This is a genomic window from Streptomyces sp. NPDC001093, assembly GCF_040298985.1.
Classification (GTDB): domain Bacteria; phylum Actinomycetota; class Actinomycetes; order Streptomycetales; family Streptomycetaceae; genus Streptomyces.
Genome location: NZ_JBEPBF010000091.1, coordinates 12737 through 34262, shown reverse-complemented (window position 1 = coordinate 34262; position 21526 = coordinate 12737). Strand labels below are relative to the sequence as shown.

The window sequence follows — 21526 nt, the reverse complement described above, 5'->3', positions numbered from 1 at the left end:
GTCCCCACAACTGCGCGGGCCGGCTTTTATTTTGGTTCTGGGCGCCGGAGTCCCGCGCGGGGTGCCCGGGTGTGCGGGGGGGGGGGGGGGCCACCCGCCCCCCCGCCCCGCCGTCATTGTCAGTGGGACCCGATAGCCTGCACAAACACGTGATCGAGGCGATCGGAGGGAGGGGCCCGGTGCGGGTACTGGGGGTGGACCCGGGACTGACCCGGTGTGGTGTCGGCGTCGTCGAAGGCGTCGCGGGCCGCCCGCTCACCATGCTCGGCGTCGGCGTCGTCCGTACGCCCGTGGACGCCGATCTCAGCCACCGCCTCCTCGCCGTCGAGCAGGGCCTCGAGCAGTGGCTGGACGAGTACCGGCCCGAGTACGTCGCCGTAGAGCGCGTCTTCAGCCAGCACAACGTGCGCACGGTGATGGGCACCGCCCAGGCCAGCGCCGTCGCCATGCTGTGCGCCGCCCGCCGCGGCATCCCGGTCGCCCTGCACACCCCCAGCGAGGTCAAGGCCGCCGTCACCGGCAGCGGCCGTGCCGAGAAGGCGCAGGTCGGGGCCATGGTGACCCGGCTGCTCCGGCTGTCGGCGCCGCCCAAGCCGGCCGACGCCGCCGACGCCCTCGCGCTCGCCATCTGCCACATCTGGCGCGCCCCCGCCCAGAACCGGCTCCAGCAGGCGGTCGCCCGCCACACAGTCAACGCAACGAAAGGCCGTACGGCATGATCGCCTTCGTCAGCGGCACGGTCGCCGCGCTCGCCCCGGACGCCGCGGTCGTCGAGGTCGGCGGCGTCGGCATGGCCGTCCAGTGCACGCCGGACACACTGTCCACGCTCCGCATCGGCCGGCCCGCCAAGCTGCACACCTCGCTCGTCGTCCGCGAGGACTCGCTGACCCTGTACGGCTTCGCCGACGACGACGAGCGCCAGGTCTTCGAGCTGCTGCAGACCGCGAGCGGAGTCGGCCCGCGCCTGGCCCAGGCCATGCTCGCGGTACACAGCCCGGACGCGCTGCGCCGCGCCGTCGCCACCGGTGACGAGAAGGCCCTCACCGCCGTCCCCGGTATCGGCAAGAAGGGCGCGCAGAAGCTGCTGCTGGAGCTGAAGGACCGGCTCGGCGAGCCCGTCGGCGCGCCCGTGGTCGGCGCCCCGGTCACCCAGGGCTGGCGCGACCAGCTGCACGCGGCCCTCCTCGGCCTCGGCTACGCCACCCGCGAGGCCGACGAGGCCGTCGCCGCGGTGGCGCCCCAGGCCGAGGCCGCCGGCGGCACCCCCCAGGTCGGACAGCTGCTCAGGTCCGCCCTGCAGACCCTGAACCGCGCCCGCTGACCCACGCGACACCGGCCCGCCGAACCGCGCCCGCTGACCCACGACGATCGAGGCACACCACATGAACTGGGACGACACGACCGACACCCCCGCCTCCGAGCGGCTCGTCGGTGCGTCCGCCGACCGGGAGGACCAGGCCGTCGAGGCCGCCCTGCGCCCCAAGGACCTCGGCGAGTTCATCGGCCAGGAGAAGGTCCGCGAACAGCTCGACCTCGTCCTGCGGGCCGCACGCGCGCGGGGCGCCACCGCCGACCATGTGCTGCTCTCCGGCGCGCCCGGCCTCGGCAAGACCACCCTGTCGATGATCATCGCCGCCGAGATGGGCGCCCCCATCCGCATCACCTCCGGCCCCGCCATCCAGCACGCAGGCGACCTCGCCGCGATCCTGTCCTCCCTCCAGGAGGGAGAAGTCCTCTTCCTCGACGAGATCCACCGCATGTCCCGGCCCGCCGAGGAGATGCTGTACATGGCGATGGAGGACTTCCGTGTCGACGTCATCGTCGGCAAGGGCCCCGGCGCCACCGCGATCCCGCTGGAGCTGCCGCCGTTCACCCTGGTCGGCGCCACCACGCGCGCGGGCCTGCTGCCGCCCCCGCTGCGCGACCGTTTCGGCTTCACCGCGCACATGGAGTTCTACGAGCCGCACGAGCTGGAGCGGGTCGTGCACCGCTCGGCGAGCCTGCTGGACGTCGAGATCGAGCCGGACGGCGCCGCCGAGATCGCCGGCCGCTCGCGGGGCACGCCCCGTATCGCCAACCGCCTGCTGCGCCGCGTCCGCGACTATGCGCAGGTCAAGGCGGACGGCCTGATCACCCGAGAGATCGCCGCGGCGGCCCTCGCCGTCTACGAGGTCGACGCGCGCGGCCTCGACCGCCTCGACCGCGCCGTCCTGCGAGCCCTGCTGAAACTGTTCGGCGGCGGCCCGGTCGGCCTGTCCACGCTGGCCGTCGCGGTGGGGGAGGAGCGGGAGACCGTCGAGGAGGTGGCCGAACCCTTCCTCGTCCGGGAGGGACTGCTGGCCCGCACCCCGCGCGGCCGGGTCGCCACACCGGCCGCCTGGGCGCACCTCGGCCTGACCCCGCCCCATTCGGCGAGCGGGGGGACGACGGGGGGAAGCGGACAACAGGACCTGTTCGGGACCTGACGGCGCGATGATGTAAGGGGTGACGGCGAGGGCATTGGCCCGGGCAGGAACTCAGGTGCCATGCTGAGCGTTGTTCCATGCGCGCGGACTCGCTTAGACTCCGCCGATGCCGCCCTTGCGGGCGGCGCCTACCACACCCCCATCCCATAGGCCGCTCTCCGTCGCGGTCGCGCGAAGGAAACCCCGTCCCGTGAATGCCTTTACCCTTCTCCCCTTCATCGTGCTCATCGCGGCCATGTTCCTGATGACACGCTCGGCCAAGAAGAAGCAGCAGCAGGCCGCCACCATGCGGAACGAGATGCAGCCAGGCTCCGGTGTCCGCACGATCGGGGGAATGTACGCGACGGTCAAGGAGGTCAACGAGGACACGGTCCTCCTCGACGCCGGCCCGGGCGTCGAGCTCCTCTTCGCCAAGAACGCGATCGGCGCCGTCCTCAGCGACGACGAGTACAACCGCATCGTCCACGGCGTCGAGCACGACCTGAAGTCCGACGCCGACATCGTCCCGGACGACGCCTCCTCCCTCACCGAGACCGACGAGTCCGACTCGCCCGCTGCCGCCGCCTCCGACGACAAGGCCGTCGACCTCGGTAAGAAGGACGCCGACGAGGACGGCACCGACACGGCCGAGGCCGCCGAGGCCAAGGCGGAGGACGAGCCGAAGAAGACCGACGGCGACTCCGACGCGAAGTAGTCACGCCCCGGTGGTGCGCTGCGCGGCATGATCCCGCCCCGCACCACCGGGCGCGTCTGTTTCCCGAACGGAACAGCCCGACACCATGTCATGGCCGACCGCGCCGACCGCGCGGGCCGGCCCGAGAGGGAGTACGAGAAGGTGGCAGCACCTAAGAGGGGCCGGAGCGCGAGTGCCCAGAGCAAGCCGGGGCGCTCGCTGGCCCTCATCCTGATCGCCATCGTGGCGCTGACCGGAGGCATGTTCCTCTCCGGGAACAGAACTCCGCGTCTCGGCATCGACCTCGCCGGTGGTACGAGCATCACGCTCAAGGCGAAGGCCGACCAGGGGTCCGCGATCAACAAGGCCAACATGGACACCGCGGTCGACATCATGAACCGCCGCGTCAACGGCCTCGGCGTCTCCGAGGCGGAGGTGCAGACCCAGGGGTCCGACAACATCATCGTCAACATCCCCAAGGGCACCAATTCCAAGGAAGCCCAGCAGCAGGTCGGCACCACGGCCAAGCTGTACTTCCGCCCGGTCCTGGCCAGCGAGCCCAGCGGCGGCGCCACGCAGAGCCCGTCGCCCAGCGCGTCCCCCAGCGGCAGCTCCTCGCCGAAGCCGAGCGCGAGCCCCTCCGGCGCCTCCTCCAAGCAGAAGGCGTCCTCGTCCTCCACCGCGTCCCCCAAGGCCTCGGCGACCTCCCAGGGCCGCGCCGTCAGCGACGCGCTGAAGGCCGGCTCCACTCCTTCGCCGAGCGCCTCCGCCTCCGGCAGCTCCAAGCCGTCGGCCACCCCTTCGGCCACCCCCTCGGCCTCCTCCGGCGCCGGCACCGCCGCCGCCAAGCTCCAGGCCCAGTACGCCGCCCTGGACTGCTCCAAGCCCGCCGAGCGGGCCAAGGTCGGAGGCGCCAGCAAGCCCGGCGAGCCCACGATCGCCTGCGGCCAGATCCGGAAGGTCTGGTACAAGTACGTGCTCGGCCCGGCCGCCGTCGATGGCACCGAGGTGAAGAAGGCGCAGGCCGTCTTCGACACCCAGGGCGCCTCCGGCTGGCAGGTCCAGATGACCTTCAGCTCCAGCGGTGCCAAGAAGTTCGCCGACATCACCGGCGAGCTGGCGAAGAACCAGACCCCGCAGAACGAGTTCGGCATCGTCCTCGACGGCGAGGTCGTCTCCAGCCCGTTCGTGCAGCAGGCCATCACCGGCGGCCAGGCGGAGATCTCCGGCAGCTTCACCCAGCAGGACGCCCAGAGCCTCGCCAACATGCTGTCGTACGGCGCTCTGCCGCTCTCCTTCCAGGAGCAGTCCGTCACCACCGTCACCGCCGCGCTCGGCGGTGACCAGCTGCACGCCGGTCTGCTGGCCGGCGCGATCGGCCTCGCCCTGGTCGTGATCTACCTGGTGGTCTACTACCGCGGCCTCTCGGTCGTCGCGATGGCCTCGCTGCTGGTCTCGGCGATCCTCACCTACGTGATCATGTCGCTGCTCGGCCCGGCCATCCACTTCGCGCTGAACCTGCCGGCCGTCTGCGGTGCCATCGTCGCCATCGGTATCACCGCGGACTCGTTCATCGTGTACTTCGAGCGCATCCGGGACGAGATCCGCGAGGGCCGCTCGCTGCGCCCCGCCGTCGAGCGGGCCTGGCCGCGCGCCCGGCGCACCATCCTGGTCTCGGACTTCGTGTCGTTCCTCGCCGCCGCCGTCCTGTTCATCGTGACCGTCGGCAAGGTCCAGGGCTTCGCGTTCACGCTCGGCCTGACCACCGTGCTCGACGTCGTCGTCGTCTTCTTCTTCACCAAGCCGCTGATGACACTGCTCGCCCGCCGCAAGTTCTTCGCGAGCGGCCACAAGTGGTCCGGCCTCGACCCGAAGGGCCTCGGTGCCAAGCCGCCGCTGCGCCGTACCCGCCGTCCCGCCGGCCCCGCCGCCGGCTCCGTCGACCCGAAGGAGGCCTGAGCCATGTCGAAACTCGGCAACCTCGGCGCTCGACTGCACCGCGGCGAGATCTCGTACGACTTCGTCGGAAAGCGCAAGATCTGGTACGGCATCTCCATCCTGATCACCATCACGGCCATCGTCGGCCTGGCGGTGCGCGGCCTGAACATGGGCATCGAGTTCAAGGGCGGCGCGGTCTTCACCACGCCGACCAAGATGAGCACCTCGGTGACCCAGGCGGAGACCTACGCCAAGGACGCCTCCGGCCATGACGCGATCGTGCAGAAGCTGGGCAACGGCAGCCTGCGCATCCAGATCGCCGGCATCGACACCGGCAAGTCCGACCAGATCAAGCAGACCCTGGCCAAGGACCTGAACCTCAACCCGGAGAATCTCGCCGCCGACCTGGTCGGCCCGAGCTGGGGCCAGCAGATCGCCAACAAGGCCTGGGAAGGCCTCGGCATCTTCATGGTTCTCGTCGTGATCTACCTGGCGATCGCCTTCGAGTGGCGCATGGCCGTCGCCGCGCTGGTCGCGCTGATCCACGACATCACCATCACCACCGGTATCTACGCCCTCGTCGGCTTCGAGGTCACGCCCGGTACGGTCATCGGTCTGCTGACGATCCTCGGTTACTCGCTCTACGACACGGTCGTCGTCTTCGACAGCCTCAAGGAGCAGACGAAGGACATCACCAAGCAGACCCGCTGGACCTACAGCGACATCGCCAACCGGTCGATCAACGGCACCCTGGTCCGCTCCATCAACACCACGGTCGTCGCCCTGCTGCCGGTCGCCGGTCTGCTGTTCATCGGTGGCGGCTTCCTCGGCGCCGGCACGCTGAACGACATCTCGCTGTCGCTGTTCGTCGGTCTCGCGGCCGGTGCGTACTCCTCGATCTTCATCGCCACGCCGCTCGTCGCCGACCTCAAGGAGCGCGAGCCGGCGATGAAGGCCCTCACCAAGCGGGTCCTGGCCAAGCGTGCCCAGGCCGCCGTCGAGGAGGACCTCGGCGCGGACCGCGCCGACACCGACGACGCCGATGCGGCGCCCGCCGTCGTGGGCCCCCGTAACCAGCCCGCGTCCCGTGGCCGGGGCCGTGGCCGACCGTCCGGGAAGCGCCGATGACCGAGATCAGGGAACTGCTGCTCAGCCGCATCCGGGACGTCGCCGACTACCCGGAGCCGGGCGTGATGTTCAAGGACATCACCCCGCTCCTGGCGGACCCGGCCGCGTTCACGGCGCTCACCGACGCGCTGGCCGAGATCGCCGCGAACACCGGCGCCACGAAGATCGTCGGCCTGGAGGCCCGGGGCTTCATCCTGGGCGCCCCGGTCGCCGTCCGCGCGGGCCTCGGCTTCATCCCGGTCCGCAAGGCGGGCAAGCTCCCCGGAGCGACGCTGCGCCAGGCGTACGACCTGGAGTACGGCTCGGCCGAGATCGAGGTGCACGCGGAGGACCTGACCTCCGGTGACCGGGTGCTGATCGTGGACGACGTCCTCGCCACGGGTGGTACGGCCGAGGCCGCGATCCAGCTGATCCAGCGGGCCGGTGCCGAGGTCTCCGGGCTGGCGGTGCTGATGGAACTGGGCTTCCTGGGCGGCCGGGTCAGGCTGGAGCCGGCGCTGGGCGGGTCCCCGCTGGAGGCACTGCTTCAGGTCTGAGCGCCCTGAGCGGACTGCTGCACAAAGCGGCCTCGGCTTCGCCGCAGGCCGCTTTGTGCTTCTGCCCGCCCCACCCGCGCGGCTCTCGTCGCCGGGTGCGGGTGGTCCCCACGGGGTCGCACTCGCCACCCGTGGCCGCGGACACATGGCCACGGGCACATGGCCGACCAGTGGCCCGAACCCGGCCCGAATCCGGCCCCGGACAACCCCCGTCAGGACAGCCATCGCGGGCCACCCCGTCCCAGACACCCCCGGCGGGCCGAAAACCTGCCGCCACCAGCCCCCCGACAGCCACCGACGACGAAGACGCCACAGGTCCGGCCGCCAGCAGGCCCCTGCCCCCCGGTGGCCCGTCCTCGGCGATGGCGTTCGGCGCCGGGGTTCCGGTGTCCGGTGGTGGCGAGCTGGACGGTTCGGCCGCTGCCAGGCCCGTGCGCCCGGCAGCCGTCGACGGCGATGACGCTCGGCCTCGGGGTTCCGGTGTCCGGTGGTGGCGAGCTGCGCGGTTCGGGCGCTGCCAGGCCCGTGTTCCCGGTGGGCCGTCGTCGGGCTTTCGCGCCATCCGTCTCCCGCAGCCGCCGCTGGCGATGGCGCTCCACCACCCGCACGAGGCCATCGCCGGGACACCCCCCGCACGCCCCGCGAACACCCGGAATCCACCTTCCGGAATCCAGCGCCGACCCCCTGCGTTGCAGAGGTGGACGGTCCTCACTTCCGGCTGAAGGCGATGACCAGCCGCAGGATCGCTACCATGGGGTCTCCGGAGCCTGACCGGGGGACCCGGATCGCGCACGAGGAGTCCTCTTGCCAGACGAGGCCCAGCACCTGACCGCCGCAAAGCCCGAGTCCGCCTCGGCCGCCACGGCGAAGCCCGCGCCGCACGTGTCCAACGCGAAGAACGACACCCGCGGGCCGATCGAGCACGCCCAGTCCGCGCCCGTCGAGAAGGCTGCCGAGGCCTCACGTCCCAAGCCCGCCCCGCCCGAGCGCCCGGCCCAGCCGCCCGTGGTGCGCCCGCCCGTCGTCCAGCCCGGCCGCACCGGCTCCTCCAACCGCGTCCGCGCCCGCCTGGCCCGCCTCGGTGTGCAGCGCGCGAACCCCTACAACCCGGTTCTCGAACCGCTGCTGCGGATAGTGCGCAGCAACGATCCGAAGATCGAGAACTCGACTCTGCGGCAGATCGAGCGCGCCTATCAGGTCGCCGAGCGCTGGCACCGCGGCCAGAAGCGCAAGAGCGGCGACCCGTACATCACGCACCCGCTCGCCGTGACCACCATCCTCGCCGAGCTGGGCATGGACCCGGCCACGCTCATGGCGGGGCTGCTGCACGACACCGTCGAGGACACCGAGTACGGCCTCGACCAGCTGCGCCGCGACTTCGGCGACACGGTCGCCCTGCTCGTCGACGGCGTCACCAAGCTGGACAAGGTCAAGTTCGGCGAGGCCGCGCAGGCCGAGACCGTGCGCAAGATGGTCGTGGCGATGGCCAAGGACCCGCGCGTCCTGGTCATCAAGCTCGCCGACCGCCTGCACAACATGCGCACCATGCGCTACCTCAAGCGCGAGAAGCAGGAGAAGAAGGCGCGCGAGACGCTCGAGATCTACGCGCCGCTCGCCCATCGCCTCGGCATGAACACCATCAAGTGGGAGCTGGAGGACCTCGCGTTCGCGATCCTCTACCCCAAGATGTACGACGAGATCGTACGGCTGGTGGCCGAAAGGGCGCCGAAGCGTGACGAGTACCTGGCCATAGTGACCGACGAGGTCCAGGCCGATCTGCGCGCCGCCCGCATCAAGGCGACCGTCACCGGCCGCCCGAAGCACTACTACAGCGTCTACCAGAAGATGATCGTGCGGGGTCGCGACTTCGCCGAGATCTACGACCTGGTGGGGATTCGTGTCCTTGTCGACACGGTCCGCGACTGTTACGCCGCCCTCGGCACCGTGCACGCGCGATGGAACCCGGTCCCCGGCCGGTTCAAGGACTACATCGCGATGCCCAAGTTCAACATGTACCAGTCGCTGCACACGACGGTCATCGGCCCCAACGGCAAGCCGGTCGAGCTGCAGATCCGCACCTTCGACATGCACCGCCGCGCCGAGTACGGCATCGCCGCGCACTGGAAGTACAAGCAGGAGGCCGTCGCCGGCGCCTCCAAGGTGCGTACGGACGTGCCCAAGGCCTCCGGCAAGGACAAGGACGCCATCAACGACATGGCGTGGCTGCGGCAGCTGCTGGACTGGCAGAAGGAGACCGAGGACCCGGGCGAGTTCCTGGAGTCCCTGCGCTTCGACCTCTCCCGCAACGAGGTCTTCGTCTTCACCCCCAAGGGCGATGTCATCGCCCTGCCCGCCGGCGCCACCCCCGTCGACTTCGCGTATGCCGTCCACACCGAGGTCGGCCACCGCACCATAGGAGCCAGGGTCAACGGCAGGCTCGTGCCGCTCGAATCCACCCTGGACAACGGCGACTTGGTGGAGGTCTTCACCTCCAAGGCACCCGGCGCCGGACCGTCCCGCGACTGGCTCGGCTTCGTCAAGTCCCCGCGCGCCCGCAACAAGATCCGGGCCTGGTTCTCCAAGGAGCGCCGGGACGAGGCGATCGAGCAGGGCAAGGACGCGATCGTACGGGCGATGCGCAAGCAGAACCTGCCGATCCAGCGCATCCTCACCGGTGACTCCCTCGTCACGCTCGCCCACGAGATGCGCTACTCGGACATCTCCGCGCTGTACGCGGCGATCGGCGAGGGGCATGTCTCCGCGCAGAACATCGTGCAGAAGCTCGTCCAGGCCCTCGGCGGCGAGGAAGCCGCCACCGAGGAGATCGACGAGGCGGTCCCGCCGTCCCGCAGCCGCGGCCGCAAGCGCCGTTCCAGCGCCGACCCGGGTGTGGTGGTCAAGGGCGTCGACGACGTGTGGGTCAAGCTGGCCCGCTGCTGCACGCCCGTACCGGGCGACCCGATCATCGGGTTCGTCACGCGCGGCAGCGGCGTATCGGTTCACCGCAGCGACTGCCTGAACGTGGAGTCGCTGTCCCGTGAGCCCGAGCGGATCCTCGACGTCGAGTGGGCACCGACCCAGTCCTCGGTCTTCCTGGTAGCCATCCAGGTCGAGGCGCTGGACCGCTCCCGCCTGCTGTCCGACGTCACCCGCGTCCTGTCCGACCAGCACGTCAACATCCTCTCGGCGGCCGTCCAGACCTCCCGAGACCGCGTGGCCACCTCCCGGTTCACCTTCGAGATGGGCGACCCGAAGCACCTCGGCCACGTCCTGAAGGCCGTACGCGGCGTGGAGGGCGTGTACGACGTCTACCGCGTCACCTCCGGGCGGAGCCGCTCGTAAGGCCGTACGCCGCACAAGAAAGGGCCCCGTACGCGCGTACGGGGCCCTTTCACACAACCAGCGGGGGACTTAGCCGCCGAACTCCTGCAGGCCCTTCAGCGCCTGGTCCAGGAGCGCCTGGCGGCCCTCCAGCTCGCGCTCGAGCTTGTCGGCCTTGGAGGCGTTGCCCTGGGTGCGGGCCTGGTCGATCTGCGCCTTCAGCTTGTCCACGGCGGCCTGCAGCTGACCGGTCAGACCCTCGGCACGCGCGCGTGCCTCCGGGTTCGTCCGGCGCCACTCGGCCTCCTCGGCCTCCTGGATCGCCCGCTCGACCGCGTGCATCCGGCCCTCGACCTTGGGACGCGCGTCCCGCGGGACGTGGCCGATGGCCTCCCAGCGCTCGTTGATCGAGCGGAAGGCGGCCCGCGCGGACTTCAGGTCGCCGATCGGCAGGAGCTTCTCGGCCTCCCCGGCCAGCTCCTCCTTCAGCTTCAGGTTCTCGGTCTGCTCCGCGTCCCGCTCGGCGAACACCGAGCTGCGAGCGGCGAAGAACACGTCCTGGGCGCCCCGGAAGCGGTTCCAGAGGTCGTCCTCGTGCTCGCGCTGGGCGCGGCCCGCGGCCTTCCACTGCGCCATCAGCTCGCGGTAGCGGGCCGCCGTCGGACCCCAGTCCGTCGAACCGGACAGCGCCTCGGCCTCCGCGACCAGCCGCTCCTTGGTCCGGCGGGCCTCCTCGCGCTGCGCGTCCAGCTGCGCGAAGTGCGCCTTGCGCCGCTTGGAGAACGCCGACCGGGCGTGCGAGAAGCGGTGCCACAGCTCGTCGTCCGACTTGCGGTCCAGGCGCGGCAGCCCCTTCCAGGTGTCCACCAGCGCCCGCAGCCGCTCACCGGCCGCCCGCCACTGGTCGGACTGCGCCAGCTGTTCCGCCTCGGTGACCAGGTCCTCCTTGGCCTTGCGGGCCTCGTCGGACTGCTTGGCCCGCTGCTGCTTGCGCTCCTCGCGGCGCGCCTCGACGGTCTCCACCAGCTTGTCCAGCCGCTTGCGGAGGGCGTCCAGGTCCCCGACCGCGTGGTGCGCGTCCACCTGCTCCCGCAGGTGGTCGATCGCGGCCATGGCGTCCTTCGCCGACAGGTCGGTGGTCTGCACTCGCTTCTCGAGGAGGCCGATCTCGACAACCAGGCCCTCGTACTTGCGTTCGAAGTAGGCAAGCGCCTCCTCAGGGGAGCCGGCCGCCCAGGATCCGACGACCTGCTCGCCGTCGGCCGTACGCACGTACACGGTCCCCGTCTCGTCGACGCGGCCCCACGGGTCGCTGCTCACAGCGCCTCCTCCACATGATGCCCGCGGGGAGCCTCGGCGCCCCCGGCATCGTCCACAGTTTCGTCACGGCCAACATAGGCGACCAGCGGGTTACCTGTCCGCATCCAGCGCGACCGAAATTCCGCAGTTGGCCGTCTCGGGCTTCAGGCCGTCGTCAGGACTTCGTCACCGTCGCCTTGTTGATCACCACGGTCGCGTTGGGAGCGGTGTTGCCCGAAGTCGGATCGGGCGCCTGGGCACCCGCGGCGGCGATCTTCTTCAGCACCTTCATGCCCGCGTCCGACACCGTGCCGAACGGCGTGTAGCTGGGCGGCAGCGGGCTGTCCTTGTAGACCAGGAAGAACTGGCTGCCGCCGGTGTGCTTCTGACCGGTGTTGGCCATCGCCACCGTGCCCGCCGGGTACGTGTTGCCCTTCAGGCTCTTGTCCTTCAGGTTCTCGTCCGGGAGCGTGTAGCCCGGCCCGCCCATGCCGGTGCCCTGCGGGTCGCCGCACTGGAGCACATAGATACCGGTCGTGGTCAGACGGTGGCACTTGGTGTGGTCGAAGTAGCCCTGGCCCGCCAGGAAATCGAACGAGTTCACCGTGTGCGGTGCCGCCGCCGTCTTCAGCGCGATGTCGATGTCACCGCACGTCGTGGCGAGCTTCATCGAGTACGTCGCCGACGCGTCGATCGTCATCGCCGGCTCCTTCTTCCAGCTCAGCTTCTTCGCCGAGCCGGCCGCCGGCTTCGCGCACGGGTCCGGGGCCTTGCTGGTCGGGGTCGCGCTGGGCGTGACGTCCGCGGCGGTGTTGGTCTTCTTGTCGTCGTTCTTCAGCACCCCGGTCGTGTACAGCGCGACACTCCCGATCACGACCACGCCCAGTACGGATGCGATCACGGAGTTGCGCACGGCGGCCTTGCGGCGCGCCTGGGTACGCCGCTGCTGCTGCCGCAAGAACTTCTCCCGGGCGAGCTGACGCCGCCGCTGCTCCTGGCTGACCACCGGGTTATCTCCTCATGCGTGTCGATGCGTGTCGATGCGTGTCGTGCTGCCGACCGGTTACGCGTGCGTGCTCGTGAGCCGACCACTGCGTGTAGCCCCGTACCGTATATGGGTTCGCTGAGGAAACGGCAGCGCCGGTAGGCTCTGGACCACAGCTTGTGGCCACCCGTATCGACACAACGAAGGACGATCGTGCTCATTGCCGGGTTCCCCGCCGGGGCCTGGGGGACGAACTGTTATCTCGTCGCCCCCGCCGCCGGTGAGGAGTGCGTGATCATCGACCCCGGCCACCAGGCCGCCGAAGGCGTCGAGGAAGCACTGAAGAAGCATCGGCTCAAGCCCGTCGCCGTCGTCCTCACCCACGGGCACATCGATCACGTGGCCTCGGTCGTCCCGGTCTGCGGCGCGCACGACGTGCCGGCCTGGATCCACCCCGAGGACCGGTACATGATGAGCGACCCCGAGAAGGCGCTCGGCCGGTCCATCGGAATGCCCCTGCTGGGCGAGCTGACCGTGGGGGAGCCGGACGACGTCCGCGAGCTGACCAACGGCAGCACCCTCGAACTGGCCGGCCTGGAGTTCTCCGTCGCGCACGCGCCGGGCCATACCAAGGGGTCGGTGACCTTCCGGATGCCCGAGACCGCCGACATCCCGTCGGTGTTCTTCTCCGGGGATCTGCTGTTCGCCGGCTCCATCGGACGCACCGACCTGCCGGGCGGATCCATGGAGGACATGCTCGAGTCGCTGGCCCGCGTGTGCCTGCCGCTCGACGACTCCACCGTGGTGCTGTCCGGCCACGGCCCCCAGACGACCATCGGCCAGGAACGCGCCACCAACCCCTATCTGCGGCAGGTGACGGCCGGCCTGGGAGCGGACCTCGACGCTCCCCGACGAGGAATGTGACGAGAATTCAGTGAGCACTTTCAAGGCCCCCAAGGGCACGTACGACCTGCTGCCCCCGGACAGCGCGAAGTACCTGGCCGTCCGCGAGGCGATCGCCGCGCCCCTCAGGAACTCCGGCTACGGCTACATCGAGACGCCCGGTTTCGAGAATGTGGAGCTGTTCGCGCGCGGCGTCGGTGAGTCCACCGACATCGTGACGAAGGAGATGTACGTCTTCGAGACGAAGGGCGGCGACAGGCTGGCCCTGCGCCCGGAGACGACCGCCCCGGTGCTGCGCGCGGTCCTGGAGGCCAACCTGCACAAGACGGGCAACCTCCCGGTGAAGGTCTGGTACTCGGGCTCGCAGTACCGCTACGAGCGCCCGCAGAAGGGCCGTTACCGTCACTTCTCCCAGGTCGGCGCCGAGGCGATCGGCGCGGAGGACCCGGCGCTGGACGCCGAGCTGATCATCCTGGCCGACCAGGCGTACCGCTCGCTGGGTCTGCGCAACTTCCGGATCCTGCTGAACAGCCTCGGCGACAAGGAGTGCCGTCCGGTGTACCGGGCCGCGCTGCAGGAGTTCATGCGCGGCCTCGACCTGGACGAGGACACCCGCCGGCGCGTCGACATCAACCCGCTGCGGGTCCTCGACGACAAGCGCGAGTCGGTGCAGAAGCAGCTGACCGGCGTCCCGCTGCTGCGCGACTACCTGTGCGACGGCTGCAAGGCGTACCACGAGGAGGTCCGCGAGCTGATCACCGAGGCGGGCGTGTCCTTCGAGGACGACCCGAAGCTGGTGCGCGGCCTGGACTACTACACCCGCACCACCTTCGAGTTCGTGCACGACGGCCTGGGCTCGCAGTCGGCGGTGGGCGGCGGCGGCCGCTACGACGGACTGTCCGAGATGATCGGCGGCCCCGCGCTGCCGTCGGTCGGCTGGGCCCTCGGCGTCGACCGCACGGTCCTCGCCCTGGAGGCGGAGGGCGTCGAGCTGGACCTCCCGTCCACGACCTCGGTCTACGCCGTCCCGCTCGGCGAGGAGGCCCGCCGGATCCTCTTCGCGAAGATCACCGAACTGCGCAAGGTCGGCATCTCGGCGGACTTCTCCTACGGCGGCAAGGGCCTGAAGGGCGCCATGAAGAACGCCAACCGCAGCGGCGCCCGCTACGCGGTCGTGGCCGGCGAGCGTGACCTCGCCGAGGGCGTCGTCCAGCTGAAGGACATGGAGTCCGGCGAGCAGACGGCGATCGGCGTGAACGAGATCGTGGCGGAACTGGAGTCCCGGCTCGGCTGAGTCGAGCGGCGATCATGAGGGCGCCGGGCCTTCCCGGCGCCCTCTATCCAGTCGGAGTACCGAGGTCTCCCGCTCCGGCAGGCGGGGGCGTTCCGGTTCGGCGCGGAGCCGGTCGATCAGGCGGGCCGCCACCGAGGGGGCCAGTACGGTCCCGCCGCGTGCGGCCGCCCGTACCGCGTCCGCCGGTTCCCGCCGGAGCGGGAACGTGAGCAGATGGCCCGCGGCGCCGGCCTCCACCGCGCGCAGGATGTCCCGGTCCGTGTCGTACGTCGTCAGGACGATCACGGCGGGGCAGCCCGGCGCGGTCATCCGCACGATCGAGTCCACGCCCGAGCCGCCCGGCATGCGCAGGCCCATCAGCACGATGTCCGGGTGCAGTTCGGCCGCCGGCGCCTCCGCCTGCGGTCCGCCGGCCGCGTCGCCGACCACCTCCAGGCCCGGCTCGGCGCTCAGCATGGCGCGCCGCGCGGCGTCGGCGTGGCCGAGGTGTACCTCGACCCGTGTCGAACTCGTCCAGGAGCAGCACTTCGGGGTCGCCGATCGCCCCGGGTGCCACGTCGAGGCGGCGCCACGCGGGCAGTAGCGGGCGAAGTGCCGGACCGTCTCGCCCACCGTCAACTCCGCGGGCGCCGATTCGTCCTGCCGGACGATTCCGACACGCGATCTCCACGCGCACGTGCCCGTCGCCGGGTCCGCGCCGAGGACCGGCACCTCGCCCCGTCCCGGTCCCGGTCGCCCTGAAGGATCTCCACCGTGGTGCTCTTGCCGGTGCCGTTGGGCCCGAGCAGGCCGAACACCTCACCGTGCCGGATGCCGAGATCGAGCCCGTCCACCGCGGTCACGCCCCCGTACCGCTTGCGCAGCCCCCGGACGTCCATCGCGAGTTCGTTCGCGTGTGCTGTCATGCCCTCGATCGTCGGCCGAAACCGAACGATCCGTGACCACGGTGCGTACCTCCTTATGTCCTCCGAACGGTGGACCCACGCGCGCGTGCGGCACAATGAGCCGTGCCCGAAGATGGTCCAACTCTCAAGTGACGGAATCGGCGTGATGAGCAAGACGACAGTCAACGACGTCTCCACGGAGTCGGGTCCCGAGCGTGCCGCCGACGCCCCGCGCACGGAGGGCGGCAGCCGTGCCTTCGCCCTGCTGCTGGTGATCACGGGCGCAGCCGGCCTGCTGGCCGCCTGGGTCATCACGCTCGACAAGTTCAAGATCCTCGAGGCCAAGGTCGCGGGCAAGACCTTCACGCCCGGCTGCAGCGTGAACCCGGTCGTCTCCTGCGGCAGCGTCATGGAGAGCAAGCAGGCGGCGGTCTTCGGCTTCCCGAACCCCATGCTCGGCCTGGTCTGCTACGGCATCGTCATCTGCGTCGGCATGAGCCTGCTGACCCGCGCCCGCTTCCCGCGCTGGTACTGGCTGACCTTCAACTTCGGCACGCTCTTCGGCGTCTGCTTCGTCACCTGGCTGCAGTTCGAGTCCCTGTACCGGATCAACGCGCTGTGCCTGTGGTGCTCGCTGGCCTGGGTCGCCACGATCACCATGTTCTGGTACGTGACCTCGTTCAACGTCCGCAACGACTTCCTGCCGGCCCCGCGCTGGCTGAAGTCCTTCCTCGGCGAATTCACCTGGGTGGTGCCGGTCACGCACTGCGGCATCATCGCCATGCTGATCCTGACCCGCTGGGGCAGCCAGCTCTGGGCCTGAGCCCCGGCCCGGCCGCATTGTCAGTGCGGTGATTTAGGGTTCTGGACGTGGAACCCGACCTGTTCACCGCCGCAGCAGAAGAACGCCAGGAGAAGGACCCGGCAGCCAGCCCCCTGGCGGTTCGGATGCGCCCGCGCAGCCTCGACGAGGTCGTGGGCCAGCAGCATCTGCTGGGGCCCGGCTCCCCGCTGCGCCGGCTGGTCGGCGAGGGCTCCGGCGGCCCGGCCGGACCGTCCTCGGTGATCCTCTGGGGCCCGCCCGGCACCGGCAAGACCACCCTGGCGTACGTCGTCTCCAAGGCGACGAACAAGCGGTTCGTGGAGCTGTCCGCGATCACCGCGGGCGTCAAGGAGGTGCGCGCGGTCATCGACGGCGCCCGCCGCGCCACCGGCGGCTTCGGCAAGGAGACCGTCCTCTTCCTGGACGAGATCCACCGCTTCAGCAAGGCCCAGCAGGACTCCCTGCTCCCGGCGGTCGAGAACCGCTGGGTGACCCTGATCGCGGCCACCACCGAGAACCCGTACTTCTCGGTGATCTCGCCCCTGCTGTCCCGTTCGCTCCTGCTCACCCTCGAACCGCTCACCGACGACGACATCCGCGGCCTGCTGGAGCGCGCCCTGACCGACGAGCGCGGCCTGAAGGGCGCCGTCGGCCTCCCCGAGGACACCGAGGAGCACCTGCTGCGCATCGCCGGCGGCGACGCCCGCCGGGCCCTGACCGCCCTGGAGGCCGCCGCCGGAGCCGCCCTCGACAAGGGCGAGAGCGAGATCGGCCTGGAGACGCTGGAGCAGACGGTCGACCGGGCGGCGGTGAAGTACGACCGCGACGGCGACCAGCACTACGACGTCGCCAGCGCCCTCATCAAGTCCATCCGCGGCTCCGACGTCGACGCCGCCCTGCACTACCTGGCCCGCATGATCGAGGCCGGCGAGGACCCCCGGTTCATCGCCCGCCGCCTGATGATCTCCGCCAGCGAGGACATCGGCCTGGCCGACCCGGGCGCCCTGCCCCTCGCCGTCGCCGCCGCCCAGGCCGTCGCGATGATCGGCTTCCCCGAGGCCGCCCTCACCCTCAGCCACGCCACCATCGCCCTCGCGCTCGCCCCCAAGTCCAACTCGGCGACCACGGCGATCGGCGCCGCCATGGAAGACGTACGCAAGGGCCTGGCCGGCCCGGTCCCGCCGCACCTGCGCGACGGGCACTACAAGGGCGCCGCCAAGCTCGGCCACGCCCAGGGCTATGTGTACCCGCACGACCTGCCCGAGGGCATCGCCCAGCAGCAGTACGCCCCGGACGCCCTGAAGGACCGCGAGTACTACACCCCGGGCCGGCACGGCGCCGAGGCGCGGTACGCGGACGCGGTGGAGTGGACCCGCAAGCACCTCGGTCGCAGGCGGTCGTGAGCGCCCTGTAGACTTGCCCGAAGTGCTGAGTCCCGTGCAGTCAGAGCGGGACACCCAGCCGGAACCCCACGGCCGCGAGGACGCGAGGTTCCAGGAGCGTCGCGCACCGTCGAAGGTGTCGCGGGCAGCCCACCACCACCCGGAACTCCGGGACGGTCGGTGGGCCACTCGCGTGCTGCACGTATGTGCCCAGACCAGGGAAGCGGCTGCCCGGCAGGTCCCGTGAGGGCCCGGCGGGTTTTCCCGGCTGCGGATGCGACCTCCCTAACCCTGACGAGCCGAGAACTACGAAAGAGATTGAGACAGTGGCGAACCAGTCCCGCCCCAAGGTCAAGAAGTCGCGTGCCCTCGGTATCGCGCTGACCCCGAAGGCCGTCAAGTACTTCGAGGCCCGCCCCTACCCGCCGGGTGAGCACGGCCGCGGCCGCAAGCAGAACTCGGACTACAAGGTCCGTCTGCTCGAGAAGCAGCGCCTGCGCGCGCAGTACGACGTGTCCGAGCGTCAGCTCGTCCGCGCGTACGAGCGTGCCTCCAAGGTCCAGGGCAAGACCGGCGAGGCCCTGATCATCGAGCTCGAGCGCCGTCTCGACGCCCTGGTCCTGCGTTCGGGCATCGCCCGCACCATCTACCAGGCCCGTCAGATGGTCGTCCACGGCCACATCCAGGTCAACGGCCAGAAGGTCGACAAGCCGTCCTTCCGCGTCCGCCCGGACGACGTCGTGCAGGTCCGCGACCGCTCCAAGGACAAGACGCTCTTCACGATCGCCCGCGAGGGTGGCTTCGCCCCCGAGGGTGAGACCCCGCGCTACCTGCAGGTGAACCTCAAGGCCCTGGCGTTCCGCCTGGACCGCGAGCCGAACCGCAAGGAGATCCCGGTGATCTGCGACGAGCAGCTCGTCGTCGAGTACTACGCCCGCTGACCCCAGCCCCGGCGCAGCACCTCAGCCCGCCGTCTCCCCGCCCGGCCCTGCCGGACGGGCGAGGCGGCGGGTCTTTGATTTCCGGTCGTCGTTTCCGGTCGTCCGGACATCGCGGGCCGCAGGGGGCAGGTCGCGCCACGCCGCGCAGCCGTATGCCGATACGGCCCACGCCCCTACGGCGCGCGTGAACCCCGCGCGGAGTCGGCGGCGCGCTCGGTCGCCTCAGCGCGGTTCGCGCCTCCGCCGCCCCGGGACACCGGTCCCCGCGGAGTCGGCAGCGCGCCCAGCGGACGTACCGCATGCCGCCCCAGCGCCCGGTGCACCGCCGCCTCCCGGTCCAGCCGGCCCCCCTCCCGCACCCGCTCCTCGTACCCGGCGTCCCCCAGAGCGTGCCGGGCGAGCGCCTCGCAGCGCTCGTGCGGGGCGTTGTAGTACGCCGAGCCGAACAGGGGCAGCCCCACGGAGGGCCACATCCGGGCCGCCGCCCCCTGCAGGAGCGCCGCCTCGGCCGGCTCGCCCCCGGCCGCCGTCACCAGCGCCAGCAGCTCCATCACCAGCACCGAACCCAGCAGGTCGTGGAAGGCGTGGGCGTTGCGCAGACAGTCCTCCAGCAGCTCCCGCGCGCTGTCCAGGGCGCCCTCCTGCCAGGCCGCGTACGCCAGCACGTACAGCGCGTAACTGCGGGCCCAGCGCTCCCCGTGGTCCTCGCACACCTGGCGTACGTCCTCGCACAGCCGTACCGCGTCCGGCAGGTCCCCCTGGAAGGCCCGCGCCATCGCCAGCTCCACCTGGCCCATCAGCACATTGCTGTTGAGCTCGCCGATCTCCTGATAGCGGTCCAGCGCCGACCGCAGCAGCGTTTCTGCACGGGCCATGTCATCGGTGACCAGCGCCAGACAACCGGTGCGGTGCTCGGCGTACGCCGCCGCCGTCGGATCCGCGACCCGCTCGGCCTGCTCCCGGCACTCCCGCAGCGCCGTCAGCGCCGGCACGGTGTCGCCCTGCAGGATCGCCACATAGCCGAGCACCCACAGCGCCTTCAGCCGCGACTGGTCGTACTCCGACTCCAGCTCCACGCTGCGCGCCAGCCAGCGGCGGCCCTCCGCGAGCCGCCCGCAGCCGACCCAGCAGAACCACAGCGAGCCCGCGAGGTACTGGCCGAGATGCGCCTCCTCCGGCTCCGTCAGGCAGAACTCCAGCGCCGCCCGCAGATTGGGCAGCTCCGCCTCGACCCGTGCGGCGACCTCGCCCTGCCGGGGCGAGAACCAGTCCAGCTCGCACCAGGTCGCCAGGCCCAGGTACCAGTCCCGGTGCCGTCTGCGCAGCCGGCCCGCGTCCCCGGTCCCCTCCAGCCACTCGGCGCCGTAGTCCCGGACCGTGTCCAGCGTCCGGTAGCGGAGGCCGGCCGGGCTCTCCTCGCGGGTCACGACCGACTGGGCCAACAGCTCCGACAGCACGTCCAGGACGTCCTCGGCGGGCAGCCCGTCCCCACTGCACACATACTCGGCCGCCTCCAGGTCGAAGGTCTGCGCGAACACCGAAAGCCGCGCCCACAACAGCCGCTCGGCGGGCGTGCACAGCTCATGGCTCCAGCCGATCGCCGTGCGCAGCGTCTGGTGGCGAGCCGGAGGGCCGCCGGGGACCGGGCGCGGAGCACCCTCCCAGCCGCTCGCCGCCAGCAGCCGGAACCGGTCGTCCAGCCGCCGCAGCAGCTGCGCCGGGGACAGCGCCCGCAGCCGCCCGGCCGCCAGCTCCAGTGCCAGCGGGATCCCCTCCAGCCGCCGGCACAGCTCGCGCACCTCGGGCCCGTCGGACACCTCCAGGCCCTGCTCCCGGGCCCGGTCGGCGAACAGCTCCACCGCCTCGTCCTCGCCGAGCGGCGCCAGCGGGAACAGCCGCTCGCCCGCCAGCCCCAGCGGACGCCGGCCCACCGCCAGTACCCGCAGCTCCGGCAGTTTCCGCAGCAGCTCCGCCGTCAACTCCGCACAGGCGTCCACCAGATGCTCGAAGCCGTCCAGCACCAGCAGGGCCGGACGGCCGGCGAGATGCTCCAGGAGGGTCTGCCGGGGCGGCCGGGCGGTGTGATCGGTCAGCCCCAGCGCCTCCGCCACCGCGTACTCGACGAACTGCGGATCGTGCACCGGCGCCAGCTCCACCCGCCCGGTCCCGGACTCCCACCCGGCGGCGACCCGCGCGGCCAGCCGGGACTTGCCGACACCGCCGACCCCGGTCACGGTCACCAGCCGGGCCCCGCCGAGCGCGTCCGTCAGCTCGGCGAGTTCGGCCGAGCGCCCGACGAACGTGGTCAGCTCCAGGGGCGGATCACCGTCGGAGAAGGGATCTGGGCGCTGAGAACCTCGCATGGGACACGGAGCGTACTGAAGCGTGTTCACTGCGTACAATCGCTTCCCGCAACTCCGTCCGCGCCGCCCGGTAATCCGGTACGGAGCCGTGGCCGCGGCGCGATAGGCTCGGACACGACTTTTCGATGGTGAGGCACGTTTCAGGGAGCGGGTGCGCACTGTGTCCGGTGGAGAGGTGGCCGGGATCCTGGTGGCCGTCTTCTGGGCGATCCTGGTCTCCTTCCTCGCGGTGGCACTCGCGAGGCTGGCCCAGACGCTCAAGGCGACCACCAAGCTGGTGTCGGACGTGACCGACCAGGCCGTCCCGCTGCTCGCCGACGCCTCCACCGCCGTGCGTTCCGCGCAGACCCAGATCGACCGCGTCGACGCGATCGCCTCCGACGTCCAGGAGGTCACCTCGAACGCCTCCGCGCTGTCCAGCACGGTCGCCTCCACCTTCGGCGGCCCGCTGGTCAAGGTCGCGGCGTTCGGCTACGGCGTCCGCCGGGCACTGGGCGGCCGCAAGGAGGACGTGCCCGCGAAGACGCCCCGGCGTACCGTGATCGTGGGCCGCACGGTCCCTGCCGCACGACGCAAGCGGAAGTAAGGACT

At 71.0% G+C, this 21526-nt stretch carries 17 protein-coding genes and 2 pseudogenes; 14 read left to right on the top strand and 5 right to left on the bottom strand.

The window, feature by feature from the left end; genetic code table 11:
* Window positions 1–179: 179 nt before the first annotated feature.
* From ruvC to ABT288_RS33855, 8 genes are all read left to right on the top strand, one after another.
* The gene (gene ruvC, locus ABT288_RS33890; protein ID WP_351616096.1) at window positions 180–719 is read left to right on the top strand and encodes a crossover junction endodeoxyribonuclease RuvC; all 540 of its coding nucleotides are present in this window, start codon (window positions 180–182) and stop codon (window positions 717–719) included.
* Window positions 716–1321 (top strand): Holliday junction branch migration protein RuvA, encoded by a 606-nt coding sequence (ruvA, locus tag ABT288_RS33885; RefSeq protein WP_351616093.1) that lies wholly within the window; start codon window positions 716–718, stop codon window positions 1319–1321. Before ruvC ends, ruvA begins: the two co-directional genes overlap by 4 nt.
* Window positions 1322–1382: 61 nt before the next feature.
* A complete protein-coding gene (gene ruvB / locus ABT288_RS33880; protein ID WP_351616090.1) occupies window positions 1383–2465 on the top strand; it encodes a Holliday junction branch migration DNA helicase RuvB in 1083 nt (360 codons plus the stop codon).
* Between the two features lie 190 nt (window positions 2466–2655).
* Window positions 2656–3159 (top strand): preprotein translocase subunit YajC, encoded by a 504-nt coding sequence (gene yajC / locus ABT288_RS33875; protein ID WP_351616087.1) that lies wholly within the window; start codon window positions 2656–2658, stop codon window positions 3157–3159.
* Between the two features lie 141 nt (window positions 3160–3300).
* Window positions 3301–5097: a protein translocase subunit SecD gene (gene secD, locus ABT288_RS33870; protein ID WP_351616121.1), complete on the top strand. Its 1797-nt coding sequence runs from the start codon at window positions 3301–3303 to the stop codon at window positions 5095–5097.
* Window positions 5098–5100: 3 nt separating this feature from the next.
* Window positions 5101–6204 (top strand): protein translocase subunit SecF, encoded by a 1104-nt coding sequence (gene secF, locus ABT288_RS33865; RefSeq protein WP_351616084.1) that lies wholly within the window; start codon window positions 5101–5103, stop codon window positions 6202–6204.
* The gene (locus ABT288_RS33860; RefSeq protein WP_351616081.1) at window positions 6201–6740 is read left to right on the top strand and encodes an adenine phosphoribosyltransferase; all 540 of its coding nucleotides are present in this window, start codon (window positions 6201–6203) and stop codon (window positions 6738–6740) included. Before secF ends, ABT288_RS33860 begins: the two co-directional genes overlap by 4 nt.
* A gap of 804 nt (window positions 6741–7544) precedes the next feature.
* Window positions 7545–10082, top strand: a complete 2538-nt coding sequence (locus tag ABT288_RS33855; RefSeq protein ID WP_351616078.1) for a RelA/SpoT family protein — start codon at window positions 7545–7547, stop codon at window positions 10080–10082.
* Between the two features lie 69 nt (window positions 10083–10151).
* Here ABT288_RS33855 and ABT288_RS33850 read toward each other — a convergent pair whose 3' ends face one another.
* Entirely contained in the window at window positions 10152–11381 is a 1230-nt protein-coding gene (locus ABT288_RS33850; protein ID WP_351616075.1) for a DUF349 domain-containing protein, read from the bottom strand.
* 154 nt (window positions 11382–11535) lie between these two features.
* The gene (locus ABT288_RS33845) at window positions 11536–12366 is read right to left on the bottom strand and encodes a peptidylprolyl isomerase (RefSeq protein ID WP_351616073.1); all 831 of its coding nucleotides are present in this window, start codon (window positions 12364–12366) and stop codon (window positions 11536–11538) included.
* A 192-nt stretch (window positions 12367–12558) separates the two neighbouring features.
* On the opposite strand from ABT288_RS33845, the gene ABT288_RS33840 reads away from it, so the two are divergent.
* Together ABT288_RS33840 and hisS are read left to right on the top strand one after the other, a co-directional pair.
* Complete coding sequence (locus tag ABT288_RS33840) at window positions 12559–13269, top strand: MBL fold metallo-hydrolase (RefSeq protein ID WP_351616070.1); 711 nt, start codon at window positions 12559–12561, stop codon at window positions 13267–13269.
* Window positions 13270–13279: 10 nt separating this feature from the next.
* Complete coding sequence (gene hisS, locus ABT288_RS33835; RefSeq protein WP_351616068.1) at window positions 13280–14542, top strand: histidine--tRNA ligase; 1263 nt, start codon at window positions 13280–13282, stop codon at window positions 14540–14542.
* A 48-nt stretch (window positions 14543–14590) separates the two neighbouring features.
* On the opposite strand, the pseudogene ABT288_RS33830 reads toward hisS, so the two are convergent.
* Both ABT288_RS33830 and ABT288_RS33825 read right to left on the bottom strand, forming a co-directional pair.
* Window positions 14591–14998 (bottom strand): annotated as a pseudogene (locus ABT288_RS33830) (response regulator); the annotation flags it as partial.
* Window positions 14999–15038: 40 nt separating this feature from the next.
* Window positions 15039–15447 (bottom strand): annotated as a pseudogene (locus ABT288_RS33825) (ATP-binding cassette domain-containing protein); the annotation flags it as partial.
* 145 nt (window positions 15448–15592) lie between these two features.
* Here ABT288_RS33825 and ABT288_RS33820 point away from each other — a divergent pair.
* The 3 genes from ABT288_RS33820 to rpsD all read left to right on the top strand — a co-directional run bounded on the left by ABT288_RS33820 (window position 15593) and on the right by rpsD (window position 18572).
* Window positions 15593–16249 carry a vitamin K epoxide reductase family protein gene (locus ABT288_RS33820; RefSeq protein WP_351616065.1) on the top strand — a complete coding sequence of 219 codons (657 nt, stop codon included), beginning with the start codon at window positions 15593–15595 and terminating at the stop codon, window positions 16247–16249.
* A 47-nt stretch (window positions 16250–16296) separates the two neighbouring features.
* The gene (locus ABT288_RS33815; protein ID WP_351616063.1) at window positions 16297–17652 is read left to right on the top strand and encodes a replication-associated recombination protein A; all 1356 of its coding nucleotides are present in this window, start codon (window positions 16297–16299) and stop codon (window positions 17650–17652) included.
* Window positions 17653–17957: 305 nt separating this feature from the next.
* Window positions 17958–18572: a 30S ribosomal protein S4 gene (rpsD, locus tag ABT288_RS33810; RefSeq protein ID WP_023552091.1), complete on the top strand. Its 615-nt coding sequence runs from the start codon at window positions 17958–17960 to the stop codon at window positions 18570–18572.
* Between the two features lie 173 nt (window positions 18573–18745).
* On the opposite strand, the gene ABT288_RS33805 is transcribed toward rpsD, so the two are convergent.
* Entirely contained in the window at window positions 18746–20935 is a 2190-nt protein-coding gene (locus tag ABT288_RS33805) for an ATP-binding protein (protein ID WP_351616059.1), read from the bottom strand.
* A 160-nt stretch (window positions 20936–21095) separates the two neighbouring features.
* On the opposite strand from ABT288_RS33805, the gene ABT288_RS33800 reads away from it, so the two are divergent.
* Complete coding sequence (locus tag ABT288_RS33800) at window positions 21096–21521, top strand: DUF948 domain-containing protein (RefSeq protein ID WP_351616118.1); 426 nt, start codon at window positions 21096–21098, stop codon at window positions 21519–21521.
* The last annotated feature ends 5 nt before the right edge of the window (window positions 21522–21526 follow it).

What these genes read in the sequence shown, in the direction of transcription:
- ruvA (WP_351616093.1), top strand. Translation starts at nt 716, where the DNA reads ATGATCGCCTTCGTCAGCGGCACGGTCGCCGCGCTCGCCCCGGACGCC.
- ruvB (WP_351616090.1), top strand. Translation starts at nt 1,383, where the DNA reads ATGAACTGGGACGACACGACCGACACCCCCGCCTCCGAGCGGCTCGTC.
- secF (WP_351616084.1), top strand. Translation starts at nt 5,101, where the DNA reads ATGTCGAAACTCGGCAACCTCGGCGCTCGACTGCACCGCGGCGAGATC.
- ABT288_RS33860 (WP_351616081.1), top strand. Translation starts at nt 6,201, where the DNA reads ATGACCGAGATCAGGGAACTGCTGCTCAGCCGCATCCGGGACGTCGCC.
- ABT288_RS33820 (WP_351616065.1), top strand. Translation starts at nt 15,593, where the DNA reads ATGAGCAAGACGACAGTCAACGACGTCTCCACGGAGTCGGGTCCCGAG.
- ABT288_RS33805 (WP_351616059.1), bottom strand. Translation starts at nt 20,935, where the DNA reads ATGCGAGGTTCTCAGCGCCCAGATCCCTTCTCCGACGGTGATCCGCCC.